The following is a 21764-nucleotide window of genomic DNA, read 5'->3' as shown; positions in this document are numbered from 1 at the left end:
CTATCTAGTTCCAAAAGGGATTGTACTCTGAAAAATAAATTTGGGCTACTTTACAAAATCTATTGCTTTCGCTAAAGCTTGTTGAATTCCTGCCACATGCTTTCCTCCTGCTGTTGCAAAAAACGGTTGTCCACCGCCACCGCCTTGGATATACTTACCCAACTCACGAACCACTTGTCCGGCATTGAGATTTTTCTCCGCTACTAATTCTTTCGAAACATAGCACGTTAACATTGGTTTTTCTCCCGAAGCATCGAGATTCACTGTGGCTAAAACTAGGAATAGGTTATTCCCTAAATTTCCTAATTCATACGCCAAGTCTTTTGCTCCTTCTGGATTTAAATCGACTTGTTTTGCTAGGAATTGAACGCCGTTTATTTCTTGTATTTCAGCAATCAAACTCGCTTTCAAATTTTTAACTTTGTCTTTAACCAACGCCTCAATTTGCTTCGAAAGTTTGGCGTTATCTTCTTGCATCGAATGAACGGCTTTCAAAATATCCTGGGGATTTTTCAAGGCTGTTTTCACTTCATTTAATGTAGTCTCATAGGAAGCAAAATGGGCTTTTACCGCATCACTTGTTATGGCTTCAATACGCCGAATTCCTGCAGCCACTGCTCCTTCAGAAATAATCTTGAAATGCCATATTTCAGCCGTATTTTTAACGTGGATTCCACCGCACAACTCCATGCTGTTGCCAAATTTAATGGCACGAACATGGTCGCCATATTTCTCTCCGAATAATGCCATTGCACCTTCTTCTACTGCTTGCGCAAAAGGTATATCTCTTCTCTCAATTAATGGTAATTGCTCTTGAATTCTTGCGTTTACAAAATCTTCGACTTGTTGCAATTCAGTTTCGGTCAGTTTAGCAAAATGCGAAAAGTCAAAACGTAAATAATTTGGATTTACTAAGGAACCTTTTTGTTCGACATGTGTTCCTAAAATACTTCTTAACGCTTGGTGCATCAAGTGTGTCGCCGAGTGATTTCTAGAAGATAAACTTCTCAAATCGGAATTCACTTTGGCCACAAAACTAGCGTTTACATTTTCTGGTAATTTTTTTGCAAAATGCAAAATCAAGTTGTTTTCTTTTTTAGTATCGATGATTTCGATCGTTTCGTTTGCCGAAATCAAATTTCCTTTATCGCCTACTTGACCTCCACCTTCTGGATAAAAAGGCGTATTATCTAAAACGATTTGGTATAAAACACCGTCTTTTTTACTATCCACTTTACGAATACGAGTGATTTTAACCTCATTTTCAATTTGGTCATAGCCTACAAATGTTTCCACATTACCAGGAATTAGAACTGACCAGTCTTCGGTTGAAACCTCCGATGCGGCACGGGAACGATTTTTTTGTTCTTGCATGGCAACAGTAAAACCAACTTCGTCTAGTTCCAATCCTTTTTCTCTTAGAATTAACGCTGTTAAGTCTATTGGAAATCCAAACGTATCGTATAATTCAAATGCTTTGGTACCCGCTACTATTTTTCCTTTTTCGTCTTCGATAACTTTATCTAACAATTGCAATCCTTGATCTAAGGTTCTTAGAAAAGAAGCTTCTTCTTCCCGAATCACATTGGTAACCAATTGTTGTTGTGCTTTGATTTCTGGAAAAAATTCTCCCATTTGATTGGCTAAAACAGCAACCAATTGATTGACAAAAGGCTCTTTAGTATTCAAAAACGTAAACCCGTAACGAATGGCACGACGCAAAATTCTACGAATTACATAACCAGCACCAGTATTGGATGGCAATTGCCCATCTGCTATTGCAAATGCTACGGCACGTACGTGATCGACCACTACACGAATAGCGATATTGGTTTTGTTTTGCTCTTTAGATTCTTCACTATCGTTCAGAATGACATCATTGGACGTATATTTAAATCCTGTAATTTGCTCCAATTTTTCAATAAGCGGTGTAAAAACATCGGTATCATAATTAGACGTTTTTCCTTGTAAAGCCATACACAAACGCTCAAATCCCATTCCGGTATCCACGTGTTTTGCAGGCAATTTTTCAAGAGATCCGTCAGCCTTACGGTTGAACTCCATAAATACATTGTTCCAGATTTCCACTACTTGTGGGTGGTCATTGTTGACCAAGCTTTTTCCTGAAACCAATGCTTTTTCATCAGCAGTGCGTAAATCAACATGAATTTCCGAACATGGTCCGCATGGTCCTTGATCTCCCATTTCCCAGAAATTGTCTTTTTTGTTGCCAAGAATGATGCGGTCCTCGTTAATCAATTCCTTCCAAATATCCCAAGCTTCTTGGTCAAATGGTACATTTTCTGCAGGATTTCCCTCAAAAACAGAAACGTACAAATTTTCCTTTGGAATTTTATAGACTTCGGTCAAAAGTTGCCACGCCCAAGAAATAGCTTCTTTTTTAAAATAATCGCCAAATGACCAGTTTCCTAGCATTTCAAACATAGTGTGGTGGTACGTATCAAAACCTACATCCTCTAGATCATTATGTTTTCCAGAAACACGAAGGCATTTTTGTGTGTCCGCAATTCGGTTACTTTTTGGAGTTCCGTTACCCAGAAAATATTCTTTAAACTGCGCCATTCCAGAGTTATTAAACATCAGCGTAGGATCATCCTTTAGAACGATGGGTGCTGAAGGAACGATTAAATGTCCGTTTGATGCGAAAAAATCTAGAAATTGTTTGCGTACGTCTTGTGATGTCATTGATTTAATTTAAATATTTAAAGATTCAAAAATTTAAAGATTATTTAGAATTGAATTTTTCAATCTTTTAATCATTAGATCTTTTAATTTTTTTGCCCCAGATAGCAGTGGAAAGCTTTGAAGTTTTGAAATCTATTTTTTCTTGAGCTGGCAGAGCGACCGCAGTGAGCTCCTGCTGACTCAATAGAAAAAAAGATTTCAAGACGAGAACTTGCAACGAATAGCTGGAATAGGCACATTAATTTATTTATTCCTTAAAAAAAAGGGTGTAACGAATGAAACATTTCTTAAATTTGTTCGTCTAACCTTTTACAGTGTGCAAAAATAGGGTATTTTAAAATATGTCGAAAGTAAAATATTATTACGATTCCGAAAATCTAGCGTACCGAAAAATAAAAACACGTAAAAGAACAAAATTTGGTGTTATTGTCTTGTTTTTATTAGCTTCAGCGCTGTTTGGTTCTTTAAGTTTTATCATTTTATTGAACACCCCTTATTTTGAAACACCAAAAGACCGTTTGCAAGCACGTGAAATTGAAAATTTGAGATTGAATTATGCGCTGCTAAACAAAAAAATGGATCAGGTAAATGGTGTTGTTGATGCTATTGAAAATCGGGATAATAATTTGTATCGGGTCTATTTTAACAAAACGGCGATTCCTGATTCTATTCGGAAAGCGGGATTTCAGGGTAAAAACAGGTATCAATTATTAGAGGGTTACAACAATTCGCAGCTGGTACTTAATACGACAAAAAGGATTGATGTGCTGAGCAAAGAATTAGCAATTCAGTCGAAATCATTAGATGTTATTTTGAAATTGGCAGAAGCCAAAAGTGATTTTCTGTCAGCCATCCCTGCCATTCAACCCGTACAAAATGAAAATTTAAAACAAATGGCGTCTGGTTTTGGATACCGCACCGATCCCTTTACAAAAGCAAGAAAAATGCATGAAGGCATGGATTTTACGGCAAAAACAGGAACGGCTATTTATGCCACTGGTGACGGAATGGTTGTAAAAGCAGACAATACGGCCTCAGGATATGGAAATCATATTGTGATTCGGCATGGATTTGGATACGAAACCTTGTATGCTCACTTAAGTAAATACAAAGCGAGAGCGGGACAACGCGTAAAACGAGGAGATATTATAGGGTATGTAGGAAGCACAGGAAGATCCGAAGGGCCTCACTTACATTATGAGGTTCATAAAGACAAAAAAGTAGTGAATCCGCTTAATTTTTATTACGGAAACATATCGGCTGTAGAATATGTAGTTATTGCCCAATTAGCCAATCAAGAAAATCAATCGCTTGATTAAGACGCCGAGGTAGTAGCATTATTCAGGATTGACAGTTTATAAAAAGAAGTGTTCAGAGAAAAGATTAAAATAAAAAAAACATGCACATTGAACTTTCTAAAGATAAAAGATATTACAGCATTGGCGAGGTAGCCAAAGCATTTGACGTAAATGCATCGCTGATTCGTTTTTGGGACAATGAATTTGATATTCTGAAACCAAAAAAGAATGCTAAAGGCAATCGGATGTTTACTCCAGAAGATATTACTAATTTACAATTGATTTATCATTTAGTCAAAGAACGAGGTTTTACATTGGAAGGTGCCAAAACCCATTTGAAAGAAGGACAGAAGAAAACCTTGGATAAGTTTGAAATTATTCGGAAATTAGAAACGATACGTGCACAGTTAACAAATATTAAAAAGGAATTGTAGTTAGCAAGACTACTTCCCAATTAAAATTTTTAAACAATTAAATACTAAACTTAAATTAAATAAACATGAGAAGATTTTTGCCTTGGATTATTGCGGCTGTTGTAATTTTTGTAATTTACAGCTGGGTTAAAGGGATTAACAATACTGCAGTAACGTTAAACCAAAATGTAGAACAATCTTGGGGTGATGTTCAGACGGCATATCAAAGAAGAAATGACCTTATTGGCAATTTAGTGAATACCGTAAAAGGAGCCGCTGATTTTGAAAAAAGCACATTAACCGCGGTAATTGAAGCGCGTTCCAAAGCAACTGCTGTAAAAATTGATCCTGCAAACATTACCCCGGAACAATTAGCAGAATTCAACAAAGCTCAAAGCGGCGTGAGCAGTTCCTTATCTCGATTGTTAGTAACGGTAGAAGCTTATCCAGAATTGAAGGCCAACCAAAACTTCTTGAAATTGCAAGACGAATTGGCCAGTACTGAAAATCAAATTCTAACGGCAAGAACACGTTTTAACGAAGCAGTTAAACCCTATAATTCCCATATTAAAACGTTTCCAAATAGCTTATTTGCTGGAATGTTTGGATTCAAAGAGAAAGCATACTTCAATGCTGTTGAAGGCGCAGATAAACCAGTTGAAGTAAAATTCTAAAAACGATTTCAGATTTTCGAGTAGCGATTTTTGACTGCAGAATGAAAACTTCTAAAGTTAAAAATCGTTACTCTTCATTCAAAAATTTATCCCATGTCAAAAGTAGAAGATTTTTTAACCAAAGAAGAAGAACAAGAAATTGTTGAAGCTATTCGTATGGCTGAAAAAAACACTTCTGGCGAGATTAGAGTTCATATAGAAAAAACAACTTCCATGGATGTGTATGATCGCGCTTTGGAAGTTTTTCATGAGCTAAAAATGGATGAAACTGAGCTGCAAAATGGGGTCTTGATTTACCTAGCAGTTGAAGATCATCATTTTGTTATTTGCGGAGACAAAGGAATTAATGATGTTGTACCAAATGATTTTTGGAATTGCACCCGTGATATTATGGTCACGGAATTCAAAAAAGGAGATTTCAAGCAAGGTCTTATTGATGGAATTGCTAGAGCAGGTGAACAGTTGCAGCAGTATTTCCCTTGGCTAGAAGGCGATACAAATGAATTATCAAACGAAATATCTAAAGGATAATGCTATTACAAAAAAAGACTACCCTAATTGCACTAAAACTTTTTATCTGTTTATTATTTACACAAATTGGCTTTGCGCAGTTTACCATTCCTAAAAAACCAACTTTACAAACTTCGGTTTATGATTATGCAAATGTGCTTAGCGCAACAGAAAAAGCACAGCTAGAAGAAAAACTGATTAAATATTCTGATTCAACCACCACCCAAATTGTAGTCATTACTATTGAAAGTCTTCAAAACGAAGATGTCAGTCAATTAGCAACGAAATGGGGACAAACATGGGGAATTGGCGGGACGGAGAAAGACGATAATGGTGTTATTGTTTTATTGGCCAAAGCCGAAAAAAAAATAGCTATCAATCCCGGCTATGGATTAGAAGATCGGTTAACCGCAGGAATTGGTGGCGAAATAATCCGAAATATTATTATTCCTGAATTTAAAGCAGGAAGTTATTACAACGGTTTAGACAAAGGAACAGATGCTTTGTTTGATGTTTTCAAAGGAAAATACAAAGGGGAGCGCGTTAAAAAAACAAAAGATAAAGGATTCCCTCTTTTACCCTTAATTGTTATTGTGATCATTATACTGGTACTTATTTCTAGAAACAAAGGTGGTGGCGGTAATTCTGGAAACAGAGGTGGCGGCATAGGACCTAGCTTACTGGATGTCATTATACTTAGCAGCCTTGGTAGAAACAGTGGCGGTGGAGGTTTCGGTGGTGGCTCCTCTGGCGGTGGATTTGGCGGGGGCGGTTTCGGCGGTGGATTTGGTGGCGGAGGTTTCTCTGGCGGTGGATCTAGCGGAGGCTGGTAACTCCTTAATTCTAAAAATATGAATACCCTATCGAATTGACAGGGTATTTTTTTATATTTGGCACAAATTTAAAATAATGAAATTTTATCCCTTTTTCATATTCTTTTTATTTGCAACATCGTACTGCCAAGGACAAAAAGAAAAAAACATTGATCATCAAAGCATTCTTTGGACACGCTATTACAATCAGGTATTCTTTAATGAAAAATGGTCTTTACATTCTGAAATTGACAACCGCCTTTTTTTGAAACCGATTCAAGAAAATGTATTTCTTGCCCGAGTACAAGGGCGCTACAAAATAAATGAGCATTTGGAAACTGGAGTTGGCATTGCCTATTTCTCTGTAAACACCCAAATACCAGAAGTGAATCCCGACTTTACTATTCCTGAATACAGAGGACAGCAAGACCTTACATGGAAACAAAATTTGGGAAAATTCACAATCAACCAACGTTTTCAATTAGAAGAACGATTCATTCACAACGCTAATAAAGAGAATTTACTTCCTGGAAGTACTTTTTCATGGCGATTCAGGTACCGATTGCAAACGGATTATACTTTTTGGAAGAAAGAAAAACAGCTATTAAAAGCAGTTCTATCTGATGAAATAATGTTCAATTTTGGAAAAAATATAATTGAAAACACGTTTGATCAAAATCGGATTTATACCGCTATACATTATGGTCTCAATAGCAATGTAGCATTTGAACTCGGTTACCTGAACAGTTTCCAAAGAAGAAGCAGTGGAACCGATTATTTCAACAGAGATATTATCCGAATTAGCATCTTTCATAAAATTAAAAGATCGAAAAAATTATAATGATCCTTTGTAATTTTAAACTGATAAATTATTTTAAACATTGATTACCAATACGTTAACTTAATATTTGCAATTTCTGGCGTACCTTTAATAAAAAGATATAGCCATGAAAAATTTCGCAATTAAACTCGTTTGGTTCACCACCATTTATGTTTTTGTATTTGCCGGTTTATGTCAAACTAGCGTTGCTTTACCAGTAATAATGACACTATATTGCGTTGGTATACCGTTAATACTATTAATGGTTTATGCCGTCCTTACCGATGATTATAAAACTGCAAAAACTTTTAAAGATTGGTACGGTGATCATTCAATGGAAACTTTGGAAGAAGAAAAAGAAAAAAACTAATCATTCCAATCTATTTTAACTCAAAAAACTCCGATTGCTCAGGATTTTCTATTCCTATGAATTTCTGATTTAAATTTTCAATAGCTACTATTAAAATTTATCTCACTTTGCTTTTTAAAACAAAATGATGCAACCACTTTGGAAAAAATCGTTTCATATGAACCCCCAACGTTTCTTTGCCACCAATATAAACTTCAAATTTATCCGACTCAACTGCTTTCAAAAATTTTTTGGCAAAAACACTTGTTGGCATTCCATTTTGAGTTGCTTCATCATCTACATTTTGTTTAGATCCGTCTGCGATTAGCGCATTTTTAGCCACATTGGTTTGAATAAATCCAGGGCAGACAAGTGTCACACTTATATTGTCTTTTTGATGTTCCATTCTCAAAGCATCAAAAAAACCATGTAAAGCATGTTTTGCACCACAATATCCAGAACGATATGGCGAACCAAATTTCCCCATCAAACTGGTTACAGTAACAAAATGTCCTTTCTTATTTTTGATAAAATGAGGCAACAAAGCTTTTGTCAACGCAACTGTGCCAAGATAATCAACCTCGATCAGTTTCTTATCTACTTCAAAATCGGTTTCTGCTATCAAGGAGCGTTGGCTTATTCCACCGTTGTTCACTAGAATATCAATTTTTCCAAAGGCAGCAATTGCATTTTCTACATGATTTTTAGCATTGTCAAAATCAGACAGATCAAAAGGCAAGATCACAACTTCTGATGTTGAACATTTAGATTTCACAGTTTCTAAAGCTTCCGTATTTCGAGCCGAAAGAATTAGTTTGCAATTTTTAGTTGCTAATTCATACGCTACAGCCTCCCCTATTCCGCTTGAAGCTCCCGTAATCCAAACCACTTTACTATTTATTGCTCCCATTTTTTTTCTAAAAATAAAAAAAGTTTACCGAGTTTTTACAAACTCAATAAACTTTATAATAGAAGAGCGGAAATAAAAACTACTTCTCTCTGATATAGATATCAATTGGCACTCCTGAAAAGTCCCAATTTTCTCTAATTTTATTTTCTAAATATCTTTTGTACGGTTCTTTAACATATTGTGGCATATTAGCAAAAAATACAAACTGAGGAGTTGGTGTTGGTAATTGCATGCAATATTTTATTTTCACATACTTCCCTTTAGTTGCTGGAGGTGGGTAGGCTTCAATCACTTTCAACATAAACTCATTAAATTTTGAAGTAGCAATACGTTGTTGTCTGTTTTCAAAAACTTTTACCGTTGCTTCTAATGCTTTTAATAAACGTTGTTTTGTTAAAGCAGAAACAAAAAGAATAGGCACATCCGTAAATGGCATTAATTCTTCTCTAATTTTTTCTTCATAATCACGGGTTGACATCGTTTCTTTTTCGACTAAATCCCATTTATTAACTAAAATTACAACCCCTTTTCTATTTTTTTCTGCCAACCAAAAAATACTTTGATCCTGGCCTTCAAATCCACGTGTTGCATCAATAATCAAAATACAGATATCGGCATGTTCAATAGCACGCACCGAACGCATAACGGAATAGAACTCTAAATCTTCTTTTACCTTTGCTTTACGACGAATCCCAGCTGTATCAACTAAGTTGAATTCGAAACCAAAACGGTCAAATTTTGTATCTATAGAATCACGAGTAGTACCTGCAATATCAGTAACAATGTAACGCTCTTTACCAATCAAAGCATTGATAAAACTTGATTTTCCAGCATTAGGACGCCCTACAACTGCAAAACGAGGCAACACAATTTCTTCCTGAGTTGGCTCTGGTTTTATTGGAAAAGCATCAATTAAGGCATCCAATAAATCGCCTGTTCCACTTCCAGAAATACTTGCAAAAGTGTAATATTCCCCTAAACCTAGGTTATAAAACTCAATGGCATCTTTCTCACGCATGGCATTATCTACCTTATTTACGGCAAGTAAAACTGGCTTAGTTACTTTACGCAAGAGTCTTGCAACAGCATCATCCATTGGAGTGATTCCTTCTTCAACATCAACCACAAATATGATTACATCGGCTTCATCAATAGCAAGTTCCACTTGTTTACGAATTTCTGCTTCAAAAACGTCATCAGATCCACGAACATAGCCGCCCGTATCAATTACAGAAAATTCTTTTCCGTTCCACTCACTTTTCCCGTAGTTTCTATCACGGGTAACTCCCGAAACTGAATCTACAATTGCTTCTCTTCGCTGTATCAAACGATTAAAAAGTGTTGACTTTCCAACATTTGGTCTTCCTACTATAGCTACAATGTTATTCATAATCCTAAATTCAAATATTTTGCAAAGGTAGGGTTAAATAACTTGAATATCAATATTTTTAATATATTAGCATTATCAAGCTGCATCAAACCTACTAAAATTAATCTCATGGATATTGATAATGAAATTAGCCTTCGTTTACGTTTTCACAAAGACATTGCTGAAAATGCAGATATAGTTCGCCAAAAATTTGCAAATTATACTCAAATAAAATCTAATGATTACTTTGTTAAAGTACGAGGATACCACATTTGGCTCAATCTAAAAGGCCCGAAAAAAAAATATTATTCCCCACATTTACATATTGAATTAGAGCCCACTAGTACTGCAGAAACGCATATCAGGGGTTTATATGGACCCGATCCAAACTTGTGGACCTTTTTTATATTTCTCCATTTTATTACAGCCGGACTGTTTTTAATCTTTGGTGGCATCGCCTATTCTAATTCCATTTTAAAACAAGACACAACCTTCGACTTCATCGTGATGATTTTAATGGTTATCGTTTGGTTTCTATTGTACTTCATCGCCAAACAAATTCGACAAAATGGCAACAATCAAATGGAATATTTAGACGATTTATTCCAAGAAATAGTAAATTCTAAGTAGCTAATCCAGCTATTCATTGCAACTCCTCGCCAGAAGTTGTGTTTTTATAAGTCCTAAAAAGAGCTTCCTTTGGTCGCTTTTTTAGGACAATAAAAACTACAACTTCTGCCTGCGGGGTTTCCATTGCTATCTGGGCTAAAAAAAAATAGAATCAAGATTGGAACACGAATTCCAATCTTGATTCTATTTTTTTTACAGCTGCGACTACAATTTAAACTAATCCAAAAACATTTTTAATTTCTACAGATAAAAATGAATTCCCCCGCATTCTTGAGTATCATTTAAAAGATATCAACCTTACTGATTGTATCCAAAACGCTTTAACATATTAACGTTACTTCGCCAATTTTTATTTACTTTCACTACCAATTCGATATGGATTTGTTTTCCAAAAAACTTCTCTAAATCGACACGCGCTTCCATTCCTACTTTTTTCAAAGCAGCACCTTTATGCCCTATTATAATTCCTTTTTGAGTTTCACGTTCCACCATAATCAGCGAACGAATTCTAATGATATTTTCATCTTCAAAGAATTCTTCGGTAACAATTTCAACTGCGTACGGAATTTCTTTACTGTAATTCAACAAAATTTTCTCCCGAATGGTTTCGTTTACAAAGAAACGTTCTGGTTTGTCCGTCAGCTGATCTTTTGGATAATACGCTGGCGATTCCGGTAATAATTCTATTATTCTTCCAAATACTTCGGGAACATTAAAATTTTGCAAAGCTGAAATGGGAAAAATCTCCGCGTTTGGCACTTTAGCAGTCCAGAAAGCAACTTGCTCCTCTAGTTGCTCTTGATTTGAATTGTCTATTTTGTTCAGTAAAAGAAGAACTGGAATTGTAGCATAAATAATTTTATTGAAAAAAGCTTCGTCTTTTAGATCTTGTTCGCCAATTTCTACCATATAAATTAATATATCTGCATCTTCAAAAGCCGACTTTACAAAGTTCATCATCGATGCTTGCATTTCGTAGGCTGGCTTAATGATTCCGGGTGTATCAGATAAGATCAATTGAAAATCTTCTCCGTTGACAATTCCAAGAATTCTGTGACGAGTTGTTTGTGCTTTAGATGTAATAATGGACAATCGCTCTCCTACGAAAGCGTTCATTAATGTGGACTTACCAACGTTTGGATTTCCTATGATATTTACAAAACCTGCTTTGTGTGACATTTCTATTATAATTTATTTTGCAAAGGTAGTTATATCAAGTCAATAGATGAAATAAAACATTTTATTAAATTTATGTTTGGGTTTCTTAAATTTAGTTGTACATTTGCACCCGAAACAACGCGGGATAGAGCAGTAGGCAGCTCGTCGGGCTCATAACCCGAAGGTCACAGGTTCGAGTCCTGTTCCCGCTACTAAGGTAGCCTTATTGAGAGTACAAAACGCACATCGCGGGATAGAGCAGTAGGCAGCTCGTCGGGCTCATAACCCGAAGGTCACAGGTTCGAGTCCTGTTCCCGCTACTAAGAAAGCTTCACAGAAATGTGGAGCTTTTTTATTTATGGTAGCGACAACCATTTAATTTTAATTGAATACATCCTTTTCCAGGAAACAAAAAAAATCAAAAATCTCAATGCCAAAACCATTTCGATTTACCTTCTGAAATTTCCTATTTGCTATCGTTACCTTCAAAATGAACTTTGCTTGCCTAAACTGGATTGAAAAACCAACTCACCATCTCCATTTTTGCTTTTATGTTTGTACTATTCTGTCCCCTTTTATTAGTAGATTATCTTCCAGATCTTTAAGTGTTGAAAACAATACTGAAAAAATCACTTTGGACTACGTCTCAAAACCGATTGATAGTGCAATTAAACGGCCAAATATTTGTTGAAAAATAGTGAATATTTGGAAATCCAAAAAAGGTACAGGTGCCGACAGATTAAAAATTCAGGTAAAGCCTTTAGAAATAATTGCCTTTGAATTCGATATTTTCCCTAGTATCGACATGATACTGAATTACTTATAAATCAAAAAATTTCCTAGTTCATAAAGGATTTGACCGAACCCAATAAAATTAAATTATTTATAGCTTACTCATATTGATTAAATGAAAAAAACCTATACGACAAGTCATACAGGTTTTCAACCAACTAATTTTACTAAAATTAAATATCCGAAACCAACTAAATTTTTTATTTACAAATAGTGTCTACATTTAAAATTAATCCTCTGAAACAATAGCTGAATTTCTATTAGTTGCTACATCTAATAAAACGATCATTCCCTGCTCGTTCAACATCGTCATGTTCAAAGTATCCAAAACAGCTAAGTCTTTAGAAACCAAACCTTTAAATCTATTATAAGAAATATTCATTTCTTTAAGATTGTTCAAATTTTCTAATTCAAATGGCACTTGACCGTCCATCTTGTTATCAAATAAACTAAGATTTTCAAGGGCAGTCATATTTTCAACATCTCTACTCAATGCTCCTACTAGTTTATTACTGTTTAGCAACAAAACTTTCATCGTTTTTACATCATAAAGAGAATTTGGAATTTCTCCAGCAATTTCATTGTTGAATAACGACAAAATTTCTAATTGCTTCAACGCACCAATTTGCATTGGCAATTCTCCAGTGAGTGCATTCATATACAATTCTAGATCTTTCAGATTAGCCATGTCACAAACTGAAGTAGGAATTGATCCTGATAACTTATTAAAAGAAAGATTCAATACTTTCATTTCTTTCAGCTTTCCGATAAAAACAGGTATCATTCCTGATATCTTATTTTTATGTAAGTCTAATTCTTGAAGACCAGTCAAATTTACAATCTCATTAGGAATTTCGCCAACTAAATTGTTATCCACTAATCGAATTGAGATTACTTTATCATCCTGAAGTTTGACGCCATACCATGTAGAGACTGGCAATGACAAATCCCACTTAGTATTCCATTGCTTTCCATTTGTAGCTTCATACAATTTCACCAAAGCCTCTTTATCTGATGGAGTTACATTTGCAAGCATTGAAAAAGAAAACAAAATAGTTAAAAGTAAGGTAGGTATAATTTTCATAAATAGAATTTTAGTTTGCACATCTAAAACTACTTACAAAATAGTTAATCAGCAAATAAAATCGACAAACTACATACTATTTGATTTTATATGCAGTAATAACTTACTTTTTACATTAATGTAACGTTATTTTTCTTTTTTAAAGCTGTTAACAAAAGCAACATAAAATTATAGAAATAAATTTTTAAGACGTTGACTTTCAGCTTTTAATGCATCTCCTTACTGGAAGCAACCTGCACACCGTTTCCTATGAATTTGATGAATAAAACAAGCCTAAGTACAAAAGTACAAATGGTTTTAATTAAAAAATTCGTCTTGTGATAGTCAAGACGAATTTTTACTAAATTTTTTCTATGGCCTGCGCCAAATCAATGTCCCTATCCGTGACTCCACCTGCATCATGAGTGGTCAATCGAATAGTAACCTTATTATAGACATTAAATAATTCGGGATGATGGCTTCTTTTCTCCGCCATTACTCCCACTTGTACGATAAAACCCAAAGCTTGAGTGAAATCTTCAAACTTAAATTTTTTCTCGATTCCGCTATTGTTAAATGTCCAGTCTTTTAGTTCTTCCAAATGGGTTTTAATGGATTCCTCTGAATAGGTTTTCATAATTTATTTATTTTATCATATAAAGTTACTTAATTTCTAGACAATCACTGATACTTTAACTTTATTAACTAATTTTGGAAAAACATTTCTACTCAATTTGAACACAGATTATTCCTTCAAAATTTTTTCTTCAACAGCACACCTTCCTCTAAATTGGGATGATGTCGCAATTTCAACTATTTTTTTATCCAAAAAATACTTAGAGGTTTTAGAAAAATCATCACCCGAAAACATGATTTGTCATTTCATTGGCATTTTCAAAAATGATACTTTAGTAGGCATTTCCCTTTCTCAATTTCTAAATCTAAACAAATTAGAATCTTTTGGAGAACGAGACAAATGTATCAAAACTGCCGTCCGCAATATTGTTTTTAGAAATTTCGGATCACAAGTTTTGGTCCTTGGAAACAACATGTTAACAGGACAAAATTGCTATGCTTTATCCGATTCCATTGATAAGAAAAAGGCGATGCAGGCCTTGTATTTTGCGACAACAGAGTTAAAAAAAATATTTAAATCTAAAGGTGTTACTATTCATATTACGACCTACAAAGATTTTGGAGAAGAGGAAATCAAAAACTTCGCCATCCCAGAATTCGAAAATGATTATCAATTTTCGACGCAGCCAAATATGATTTTTTCCATAAATGAAAATTGGAAATCAGAGCAAGATTACATTGATTCTCTTTCAAAAAAATACAGAGATCAATATAAAAGAGCCCGAAAGAAAGCAGCTGACATAGAGAAACGAAAATTACATCTTGAAGACATTATTTTATTGGAAGAAACCATTTATGAGCTGTATTTTCATGTTGCAAAAAATGCTCCTTTTAATACTTTTTTTCTACCGAAAAATCATTTTAGAATTTTCAAAGAAATCTTTAAAGACAAATTCCTTTTCTACGGTTATTTTATCGGCGAAAAACTAATTGGCTTTAATACTTTAATAAAAAATGGGGCAATAATGGACACGTATTTTCTTGGATATGATGACAGCATTCAACGAGAAAAGATGCTTTATTTAAACATGTTATATGATATGATTGCCTACTCCATCAATAAAGGGTTCAAGGAAATAGTTTTTGCCAGAACAGCTTTGGAAATAAAAAGTTCTGTTGGTGCTAAGCCCGTGAAAATGTACGGACTTATAGCGCACACCAATACTTTAGTGAATCCTTATATGTCAAAAATATTCAAATATTTAGAACCAGAAAGCATTTGGCAAGAACGAAATCCGTTTAAATAATTTTAAGTGGCGGTGTAGGAATAGCCACTTTCATTTGTTTGGGTAGAATTTCAATAATCAGTTTGGTTTCTGTTCCGCAATATTCACCATCGATTTGAAAACTAACCGGAATATTTGTTGTAATAAAGGCTTGATCAGTCGAAATAATCTCTACATCATTGACATCTATGGGCATGTTACCGGTTATGATTTTACCCAATACCACTAAATCCATATTTTTCAAGATAACCAATTCAAACTTTCCATCATCCATTATACCATTTGGATTTATAGAAACCCCAGTACCATATTTCTGAGAATTAGCGATTACGATCATTCTCGCCTCACATTCTATAGTAGGGAAATCACCGGTAATGGTCGCGATAAATGGATCTTCTAAATCGATCAAAGTGTTTACCGTTTGCAACGCATACCCCCATTTTCCACGAATACTGCTCTTCTCATAATTCTTAATCATTTCTGCATTGATTCCCAAATCGCTTAAATGAATACTTTTTTTTCCGTTAATGGAAACCATGTCAATTTCCATATAATCATTGTGAAAAGCGATTTCCAAATTTTCTGAAATCTCAGAGGGCAAATTCAAATCAACAGCTAAACCATTGGCAGAACCAGCCGGTAAAATACCAATGATCACATCGAGTGTTTCCATGGCTTCCGCTACCATTTTTATTGTGCCATCGCCTCCAGCTACAATAATTCGTTTTGGCGCATAGGTTGCATAAAGCGCTTTTATATTGTCACTATCTGAAACTCCAGAAGTATTATAAATCACTAGATTCAAATTTTCCTTATCAGCAAAAAAAGTGACCTCATCAATAAGTTCAGACTTATCAACGTCTCCCGAAATGGGATTAACAACTAGGATTACGTTATTTTTCAAATTTTATTCTGTTTTATTGATTTAAAACCATTAAATTCATCTTTTATCAAAAGTACTACAATATATGAAACCAATTTTAAAATTATATCGAGGTTATGCTAATGAACAAGAATTAATTGTCATGGGACATGTGTTCAAGCCCACATCGATTGAGGAGTATAATTTTCAAAAAAAGAATCTAAAAAATGCTACTTCTGTTATCAAAATGTTCCAAATAAAAACTCAGGCCAATGCTGATGTTTATCTAAAACACAACAATTCCAAAATTCATACCAAAACATTAGTAGATGGTTATTTCAAATTTTGCGTGCCTTTAGACCAAGACACGAATTACGGCTGGATTGATTATGAAGTCAGTATTATTTATAAAAATGGAACCATCACCACGAGAGACAGTTACATTAGGCCACACAAAGGGAATTTAGGAATTATATCTGATATTGATGATACTTTTTTAGTGTCACACACGCTAAATCCGTTGAAAAAATTATATGTGCTATTGTTTAAAAATGTAAATAAGAGAAAAATATATGAAGACGTTGTTACACATTATCAGGCTTTAAGTACTGCAGGAAGAAACAACAAAGAAGAATTTAATGCTTTTTTTTATGTGTCTAGTAGTGAATGGAACTTATATCGTTTTATTACAAAATTTACCGAAATTCACAAGCTTCCAAAAGCTGTTTTATTGCTAAAAGATATTAAAACGAGTCTCACCGATTTCTTCATGACTGGCCGAGGAAACCACAATCATAAATTTGATAAAATAAAACACATTTTAGAATTTTACCCCACTTTAGAATATGTGCTTCTTGGGGACGATTCGCAACACGATCCATTTCTGTATGAGGCAATTTGCAAGATTTTCCCTGTCACAGTAAAAGCAGTTTACATACGACAAACCGGCGAAACTAAGAAAGAAAAAATAATAACTGTTATGAAAAATTTAGAAACATTGAATGTTTCTATTTGTTATTTTAAAAATAGTAGTGAGGCCATTGCACATTCCAAATCAATAGGAATTATTGCATAAAAAAAGAGCTCCAATGTGGAACTCTCTGCTATTATAAATGATCAATTTCTTCTTGAACAACTTCCCAATCCAGCAGGAGTTTGTCCAATTCTGCTTTTTTCTTATTGTAGGCTGTAAAAAATTTTGCGTCTTCAATGTGCTTATCATAATTTGAAGCCAGCATTTTATCATCCTGCTGTATGTCTTTTTCTAATTGCTTAATTTGGCTCTCCACTTTGCTTAGTTTGTTTTGCAATGCTTTTCCCTTTTTCTGATCTTCATAAGAGGCTTTGTTACTTTCTTTCGGTGCAGCAGCTTTTTCGGCATCTTTCTTCTCCACTTCCCGCATGTTTTCCATATTGCGTTGCTCTAAAAAGTAGTTGATATCACCTAAATATTCTTTTATTTTTTGGTCTTTGAATTCATATACCAAATTTGACATTCCTTGCAAGAAATCCCTATCATGAGAAACCAGCAATAAAGTTCCACCAAATTTTTGAAGCGCAGCTTTCAAAACATTTTTTGATTTAATGTCTAAGTGATTTGTCGGCTCATCCATCAACAAAACGTTAATAGGTTGCAACAATAATTTACACAACGCTAAGCGATTTCTTTCGCCTCCTGAAAGTACTTTTACTTTTTTGTCCACATCATCACCTCTAAACAAGAAAGAGCCCAGCATATCACGCACCTTCATTCGGTTTGTATCTGCCGCCGCATCCTCCATGGTTTGCAATAAAGTAATTTCACCATCCAAATATTCGGCCTGATTCTGTGCAAAATAGCCTAGTTGCACATTATGACCTAATTTAATGTTTCCTTGGTACTCAAATTCATCAACTATAGCTTTGATAAACGTCGATTTTCCTTGTCCGTTTTGTCCAACAAATGCAATCTTGCTGCCTCGCTCTACTAACAAGTTAATATCTTTCAAAATCGTAACAGCACCGTAGCTTTTAGTCACATGCTCCGCTTCAATAACAACTCTTCCCGGCTCTTTAGAAACAGGAAAAGAAATATTCATCACTGAATTGTCATCTTCATCGACTTCGATGCGTTCTACTTTATCTAGTTTTTTTATTAAAGATTGTGCCATTGAAGCTTTGGAAGCTTTGGCACGAAATTTTTCAATTAATTTCTCCGTTTCTTCAATTTTTTTGGCTTGATTTTTTTGCGTTGCCAATTGTTTTTCACGGATTTCATGGCGTAATTCTAAATACTGAGAATAGGGTTTGTTAAAATCATAGGCTTTCCCCAACGAAATTTCAATGGTTCTGTTTGTTACATTATCCAAAAACATTTTATCATGCGATACAATTACTACCACACCTGGATAATTACGCAGAAAACTTTCTAACCAGATAATACTTTCTATATCCAAGTGATTCGTTGGCTCATCCAGCAACAAAACATCATTGGCTTGCAACAGTAATTTGGCTAATTCGATCCGCATTCTCCAACCACCAGAAAACGTTTCCGTTTGATTGTCAAACACTTCTCTTTTAAAACCCAATCCCAGAAGAATTTTCTCCGTATCACCTACATAATTATAACCGCCCAATAACTCAAATCGATGGGTATAGTCTGATAAATCTTCTATGATTTGACTGTATTCATCACTTTCATAATCAGTGCGGGTTACTAACAAATGATTAATCTCCTCCAGCTTTTTCTCTACAATTTTTATTTCCGTAAAAGCTTCATAGGCTTCTTCAAGAACTGTTCTCCCTTGTTCAAAATCAATGTCCTGACGTAGAAATCCCATACGGATATCTTTCTCTTGAGAAATAACCCCTGAATCAGGAGCAAAATCTCTAGCCAACATTTTAAGCATGGTAGATTTTCCGGCTCCATTTTTCCCAACAAGACCAACTCTGTCTCCGGCACCCAATCGAAAGGTAACTTCTTCAAACAAATAAGTACCACCAAAAGAAACAGATAAATTGTGTATATTAAGCATGTATTGTGATTTTATTCCTTTTCGAATGCGTAAATTTGTAACTCCAAAAAAGGAAAAATTAAATTTTTTGCAAATGTTAAAAAAAGGATCCAAATTATATAGCATTTTAACAGGAACTTGTCCTAAATGTCAGAATGAGAGTATGTATTTAGATAAAAATCCACTTCATTTAAATAAAATATTAAAAATGCATGAAAATTGCAGTCATTGCGGCTTACATTATCAAATTGAGCCTTCCTTTTTTTATGGTGCAATGTATGTTAGTTACGGCCTAAATGTTGCCATAGGAGTTGCAGCCTTTATTATCTCATTTTTATTTATAGGATCTAGCCTTAAGATAGCCTTTATAGTAATTATCGCTTCTCTTCTTATATCATTCCCATTCGTTTTACGGTGGGCTAGAAACATTTATATTAACATGTTTGTTTCCTACGACCCAAAGAACAAACTAAAATAGTTTTACTTCTTTTCTCTACTTTTAAATCGTCTAATATCAATAGCAGGATCTAAAGGCGCTTGGTATTCAATGTAGTCAAACAATTCTTTTGCCATGGCAGGCCCTAGCATAACACCTCTTGTACCCAAGCCGTTCAAAATATGAATAGCATTCTGATTCTCCAGCGTTCCTACTAACGGCCTTCTATCTTTTACCGTAGGGCGAACTCCAGCAAAATGGGCTATAATGTCAAAATCACAGGTTATTATTTCTTGTATTCTTTCTATCAATTCTGTTTTACCTTCTTCTGAAGGCAAATTTGTTTTATCTTTCCAATTGTAAGTTGCACCCACCTTGAATAAATCGTTACCTAGCGGTAAAATAAACACGCTAGTATTAACAATTACATCTAAATCTAATTTGGGTGCTTTTATTATAAAGAGCTCCCCTTTCGTACCGTCTAATGGTAAATATTTAAAATAAGGATTTGAATGCATGCCAAAACCCTCAGCAAAAACAATATGCTTCGCATGAATGTCTTTATAACGAATACCACCTGTCTCAAGTTGTAAAGCGTCATAATCAAAAAATTCGTCTTGAAATAGCGTATTGTCTATCAAGTATTCTTTGTACTTTTCTATCAATAAAGCAGTATCCACATAGCCGGTTTGTAAAACTTCTCCATATCCATAAGGAGAATCAATTCCAGGATATTTTGTAGAAACTAATTGAGTAGATAAAAAAGGGGCTAAAGCTACTTTATCGGAAGCCGCAAACCAATTATTCTGCTCTTCAACAGAAAAGAATTTCCGTAAGATGGGTCTTTTAAAATCAACAGTACATTTTAATTTATCTTCTAAAACAGAATAAAACTGTTCCATTAATTCTAATTGTTCCTTCGCTTTCCATACTTCACTAAAGCGCTTTAGAATAACTGGATTGTAGAGCCCACCAGCAATTTTGGAAGAATTTTGGGAATTATTATCCATGACAAAAATAGATTTGTCATTTTGCAAGGCCTTTTCTGCAAATGAAATCCCTGCTAAACCACCGCCTATAATTAAATAATCAATCATATAAAAACTCTTTAAAATCGAAATACAAAGAAAACCCTTTAAAACAAAAAACTCTTACCATTACAGTAAGAGTTTTTTAATAATGTTAAAAAAAAAATCAATAGTTCCACATATCTGATTCGAAATTTCGAATTTTATCCTTCACTCTCTCGGACTCTAACAGTTGATTTTGTGCATTATCTTTCATGTATTCCTCAATAGATCTATCTCCGTATACATTTTCTTCTTTATAAATAACCGCATTAAAACGTCTTGAATTTAATATTTGATCAAATGACACGGGCATCGCTGAATTTTTATCATTGAAAGCTTTTGCTTCATGCAAAACCTCTCTAGCTGCGGGAAAAAAGATCCAGAATAGTTCAATATAATCTTTTTCATCACTGTTGACCGTGTATACATCAGGAGTGACAGGACACAATCCTAGCAAACGATATTTCAATTCACTCTGACGCTTGTCAAAATACCAATATCCTTTAATTTTATATTGTGTTACATCTTGTGCTGATAAATCCGTTCTTAAAATATATTCATCAGAGATTTGATTACCAGCGTTAATTTGTTCTCTACCTGCATCCGTCGTATCGATGCGTGTTAGCGAACCCTGGATATCTTGTAAAGATTTCTTAGTGTTAAAATAGCTATCAGTATATACTTCCGTGATTTCACCATTTTTCATTGCTTTGGTCAACACGTCATACAAAGACCTCCTGTCTGATCCTATGTTTGCAGTATCAATTGGAAAGTACAAGGCAAAATTAATTTTTTCACTCAAATCAATAATTTCCCATGTAGTCTTTCCCATCAAAACATCTCTATCATGCACATAACCGTAAGCTAGAGGCTTATCGTTATCTGAATCAAGTTGAGCAGCAGTTTTAAGCCCTATTTCTTCTGGAATTTTTGCGTTAAGCAGATTAGATTGCGCTACTGACGCAAAACTTCCTGAAATAGAGATAATGGCGATTAAAAAATTTCTTACATTCATCATGTTATCCTTATAAGATATT

At 34.4% G+C, this 21764-nt stretch carries 21 protein-coding genes and 2 tRNA genes; 13 read left to right on the top strand and 10 right to left on the bottom strand.

Going from position 1 to position 21764, the window contains the following annotated elements:
• Positions 1-45: 45 nt before the first annotated feature.
• On the bottom strand, positions 46-2706 hold the full coding sequence (gene alaS, locus BUA03_RS07575) for an alanine--tRNA ligase (RefSeq protein ID WP_066079761.1): 2661 nt from the start codon (positions 2704-2706) through the stop codon (positions 46-48).
• A gap of 341 nt (positions 2707-3047) precedes the next feature.
• Between alaS and BUA03_RS07570 the strand changes: the two genes are divergently transcribed.
• From BUA03_RS07570 to BUA03_RS07540, 7 genes are all read left to right on the top strand, one after another.
• The gene (locus BUA03_RS07570) at positions 3048-4025 is read left to right on the top strand and encodes a peptidoglycan DD-metalloendopeptidase family protein (RefSeq protein ID WP_066079764.1); all 978 of its coding nucleotides are present in this window, start codon (positions 3048-3050) and stop codon (positions 4023-4025) included.
• 80 nt (positions 4026-4105) lie between these two features.
• On the top strand, positions 4106-4438 hold the full coding sequence (locus BUA03_RS07565; protein WP_066079767.1) for a MerR family transcriptional regulator: 333 nt from the start codon (positions 4106-4108) through the stop codon (positions 4436-4438).
• A gap of 65 nt (positions 4439-4503) precedes the next feature.
• Positions 4504-5091 (top strand): LemA family protein, encoded by a 588-nt coding sequence (locus BUA03_RS07560; RefSeq protein WP_066079771.1) that lies wholly within the window; start codon positions 4504-4506, stop codon positions 5089-5091.
• Positions 5092-5184: 93 nt separating this feature from the next.
• Positions 5185-5622 carry a TPM domain-containing protein gene (locus BUA03_RS07555; protein WP_066079774.1) on the top strand — a complete coding sequence of 146 codons (438 nt, stop codon included), beginning with the start codon at positions 5185-5187 and terminating at the stop codon, positions 5620-5622.
• Positions 5622-6434 (top strand): TPM domain-containing protein, encoded by an 813-nt coding sequence (locus BUA03_RS07550; protein WP_066079776.1) that lies wholly within the window; start codon positions 5622-5624, stop codon positions 6432-6434. The genes BUA03_RS07555 and BUA03_RS07550 overlap by 1 nt, the downstream gene beginning before the upstream one ends.
• 76 nt (positions 6435-6510) lie before the next feature.
• Positions 6511-7254, top strand: coding sequence for a DUF2490 domain-containing protein (locus tag BUA03_RS07545; RefSeq protein ID WP_066079779.1), 744 nt, complete (start codon positions 6511-6513; stop codon positions 7252-7254).
• 106 nt (positions 7255-7360) lie between these two features.
• The gene (locus BUA03_RS07540; protein ID WP_066079782.1) at positions 7361-7603 is read left to right on the top strand and encodes a hypothetical protein; all 243 of its coding nucleotides are present in this window, start codon (positions 7361-7363) and stop codon (positions 7601-7603) included.
• 97 nt (positions 7604-7700) lie between these two features.
• Here BUA03_RS07540 and BUA03_RS07535 read toward each other — a convergent pair whose 3' ends face one another.
• Together BUA03_RS07535 and der are read right to left on the bottom strand one after the other, a co-directional pair.
• Positions 7701-8492 (bottom strand): SDR family oxidoreductase, encoded by a 792-nt coding sequence (locus BUA03_RS07535; protein WP_066079785.1) that lies wholly within the window; start codon positions 8490-8492, stop codon positions 7701-7703.
• A 79-nt stretch (positions 8493-8571) separates the two neighbouring features.
• Complete coding sequence (der, locus tag BUA03_RS07530; protein ID WP_066079788.1) at positions 8572-9882, bottom strand: ribosome biogenesis GTPase Der; 1311 nt, start codon at positions 9880-9882, stop codon at positions 8572-8574.
• Positions 9883-9990: 108 nt separating this feature from the next.
• On the opposite strand from der, the gene BUA03_RS07525 reads away from it, so the two are divergent.
• A complete protein-coding gene (locus BUA03_RS07525) occupies positions 9991-10491 on the top strand; it encodes a hypothetical protein (RefSeq protein WP_066079791.1) in 501 nt (166 codons plus the stop codon).
• Between the two features lie 297 nt (positions 10492-10788).
• Here the strand turns inward: BUA03_RS07525 and era are convergent, their stop codons facing one another.
• Entirely contained in the window at positions 10789-11670 is an 882-nt protein-coding gene (era, locus tag BUA03_RS07520) for a GTPase Era (RefSeq protein WP_066079794.1), read from the bottom strand.
• A 118-nt stretch (positions 11671-11788) separates the two neighbouring features.
• On the opposite strand from era, the gene BUA03_RS07515 reads away from it, so the two are divergent.
• Both BUA03_RS07515 and BUA03_RS07510 read left to right on the top strand, forming a co-directional pair.
• Positions 11789-11861 (top strand) — tRNA-Met (locus BUA03_RS07515).
• Between the two features lie 35 nt (positions 11862-11896).
• Positions 11897-11969: transfer RNA gene (locus BUA03_RS07510), tRNA-Met, on the top strand.
• A gap of 701 nt (positions 11970-12670) precedes the next feature.
• Here the strand turns inward: BUA03_RS07510 and BUA03_RS07500 are convergent.
• Both BUA03_RS07500 and BUA03_RS07495 read right to left on the bottom strand, forming a co-directional pair.
• Positions 12671-13525: a leucine-rich repeat domain-containing protein gene (locus BUA03_RS07500; RefSeq protein ID WP_066079800.1), complete on the bottom strand. Its 855-nt coding sequence runs from the start codon at positions 13523-13525 to the stop codon at positions 12671-12673.
• 340 nt (positions 13526-13865) lie between these two features.
• Complete coding sequence (locus tag BUA03_RS07495) at positions 13866-14141, bottom strand: 4a-hydroxytetrahydrobiopterin dehydratase (RefSeq protein WP_066079803.1); 276 nt, start codon at positions 14139-14141, stop codon at positions 13866-13868.
• A gap of 97 nt (positions 14142-14238) precedes the next feature.
• On the opposite strand from BUA03_RS07495, the gene BUA03_RS07490 reads away from it, so the two are divergent.
• Entirely contained in the window at positions 14239-15387 is a 1149-nt protein-coding gene (locus BUA03_RS07490) for an 8-amino-7-oxononanoate synthase (RefSeq protein WP_066079806.1), read from the top strand.
• On the opposite strand, the gene BUA03_RS07485 is transcribed toward BUA03_RS07490, so the two are convergent.
• Complete coding sequence (locus BUA03_RS07485) at positions 15380-16270, bottom strand: diacylglycerol/lipid kinase family protein (protein ID WP_066079810.1); 891 nt, start codon at positions 16268-16270, stop codon at positions 15380-15382. The two genes, BUA03_RS07490 and BUA03_RS07485, sit on opposite strands and share 8 nt — an antisense overlap.
• Positions 16271-16334: 64 nt before the next feature.
• On the opposite strand from BUA03_RS07485, the gene BUA03_RS07480 reads away from it, so the two are divergent.
• Positions 16335-17303, top strand: coding sequence for an App1 family protein (locus tag BUA03_RS07480; RefSeq protein ID WP_066079813.1), 969 nt, complete (start codon positions 16335-16337; stop codon positions 17301-17303).
• 31 nt (positions 17304-17334) lie between these two features.
• Here BUA03_RS07480 and BUA03_RS07475 read toward each other — a convergent pair whose 3' ends face one another.
• Positions 17335-19242 carry an ABC transporter ATP-binding protein gene (locus BUA03_RS07475; protein WP_066080753.1) on the bottom strand — a complete coding sequence of 636 codons (1908 nt, stop codon included), beginning with the start codon at positions 19240-19242 and terminating at the stop codon, positions 17335-17337.
• 73 nt (positions 19243-19315) lie between these two features.
• Here BUA03_RS07475 and BUA03_RS07470 point away from each other — a divergent pair, with 73 nt between their 5' ends.
• Complete coding sequence (locus BUA03_RS07470; protein WP_066079816.1) at positions 19316-19699, top strand: DUF983 domain-containing protein; 384 nt, start codon at positions 19316-19318, stop codon at positions 19697-19699.
• 2 nt (positions 19700-19701) lie between these two features.
• On the opposite strand, the gene BUA03_RS07465 is transcribed toward BUA03_RS07470, so the two are convergent.
• Entirely contained in the window at positions 19702-20754 is a 1053-nt protein-coding gene (locus BUA03_RS07465) for an NAD(P)/FAD-dependent oxidoreductase (RefSeq protein WP_066079819.1), read from the bottom strand.
• 97 nt (positions 20755-20851) lie between these two features.
• Entirely contained in the window at positions 20852-21742 is an 891-nt protein-coding gene (gene porN, locus BUA03_RS07460; RefSeq protein WP_066080755.1) for a type IX secretion system ring subunit PorN/GldN, read from the bottom strand.
• Positions 21743-21764 lie beyond the last annotated feature (22 nt).

This window comes from Flavobacterium fryxellicola, assembly GCF_900143245.1.
In the GTDB taxonomy this organism is placed as follows: Bacteria; Bacteroidota; Bacteroidia; order Flavobacteriales; family Flavobacteriaceae; genus Flavobacterium; species Flavobacterium fryxellicola.
This window is presented reverse-complemented; position numbering and strand designations above follow the sequence as displayed.

Coding starts and splice junctions, on each gene's coding strand:
- BUA03_RS07560 (WP_066079771.1), top strand. CDS start 4,504: ATGAGAAGATTTTTGCCTTGGATTATTGCGGCTGTTGTAATTTTTGTA.
- BUA03_RS07550 (WP_066079776.1), top strand. CDS start 5,622: ATGCTATTACAAAAAAAGACTACCCTAATTGCACTAAAACTTTTTATC.
- BUA03_RS07500 (WP_066079800.1), bottom strand. CDS start 13,525: ATGAAAATTATACCTACCTTACTTTTAACTATTTTGTTTTCTTTTTCA.
- porN (WP_066080755.1), bottom strand. CDS start 21,742: ATGAATGTAAGAAATTTTTTAATCGCCATTATCTCTATTTCAGGAAGT.
- BUA03_RS07495 (WP_066079803.1), bottom strand. CDS start 14,141: ATGAAAACCTATTCAGAGGAATCCATTAAAACCCATTTGGAAGAACTA.
- alaS (WP_066079761.1), bottom strand. CDS start 2,706: ATGACATCACAAGACGTACGCAAACAATTTCTAGATTTTTTCGCATCA.
- BUA03_RS07565 (WP_066079767.1), top strand. CDS start 4,106: ATGCACATTGAACTTTCTAAAGATAAAAGATATTACAGCATTGGCGAG.
- BUA03_RS07545 (WP_066079779.1), top strand. CDS start 6,511: ATGAAATTTTATCCCTTTTTCATATTCTTTTTATTTGCAACATCGTAC.
- BUA03_RS07525 (WP_066079791.1), top strand. CDS start 9,991: ATGGATATTGATAATGAAATTAGCCTTCGTTTACGTTTTCACAAAGAC.
- BUA03_RS07480 (WP_066079813.1), top strand. CDS start 16,335: ATGAAACCAATTTTAAAATTATATCGAGGTTATGCTAATGAACAAGAA.
- BUA03_RS07475 (WP_066080753.1), bottom strand. CDS start 19,242: ATGCTTAATATACACAATTTATCTGTTTCTTTTGGTGGTACTTATTTG.
- BUA03_RS07470 (WP_066079816.1), top strand. CDS start 19,316: ATGTTAAAAAAAGGATCCAAATTATATAGCATTTTAACAGGAACTTGT.
- BUA03_RS07540 (WP_066079782.1), top strand. CDS start 7,361: ATGAAAAATTTCGCAATTAAACTCGTTTGGTTCACCACCATTTATGTT.
- BUA03_RS07570 (WP_066079764.1), top strand. CDS start 3,048: ATGTCGAAAGTAAAATATTATTACGATTCCGAAAATCTAGCGTACCGA.
- BUA03_RS07555 (WP_066079774.1), top strand. CDS start 5,185: ATGTCAAAAGTAGAAGATTTTTTAACCAAAGAAGAAGAACAAGAAATT.
- der (WP_066079788.1), bottom strand. CDS start 9,882: ATGAATAACATTGTAGCTATAGTAGGAAGACCAAATGTTGGAAAGTCA.
- BUA03_RS07535 (WP_066079785.1), bottom strand. CDS start 8,492: ATGGGAGCAATAAATAGTAAAGTGGTTTGGATTACGGGAGCTTCAAGC.
- era (WP_066079794.1), bottom strand. CDS start 11,670: ATGTCACACAAAGCAGGTTTTGTAAATATCATAGGAAATCCAAACGTT.
- BUA03_RS07465 (WP_066079819.1), bottom strand. CDS start 20,754: ATGATTGATTATTTAATTATAGGCGGTGGTTTAGCAGGGATTTCATTT.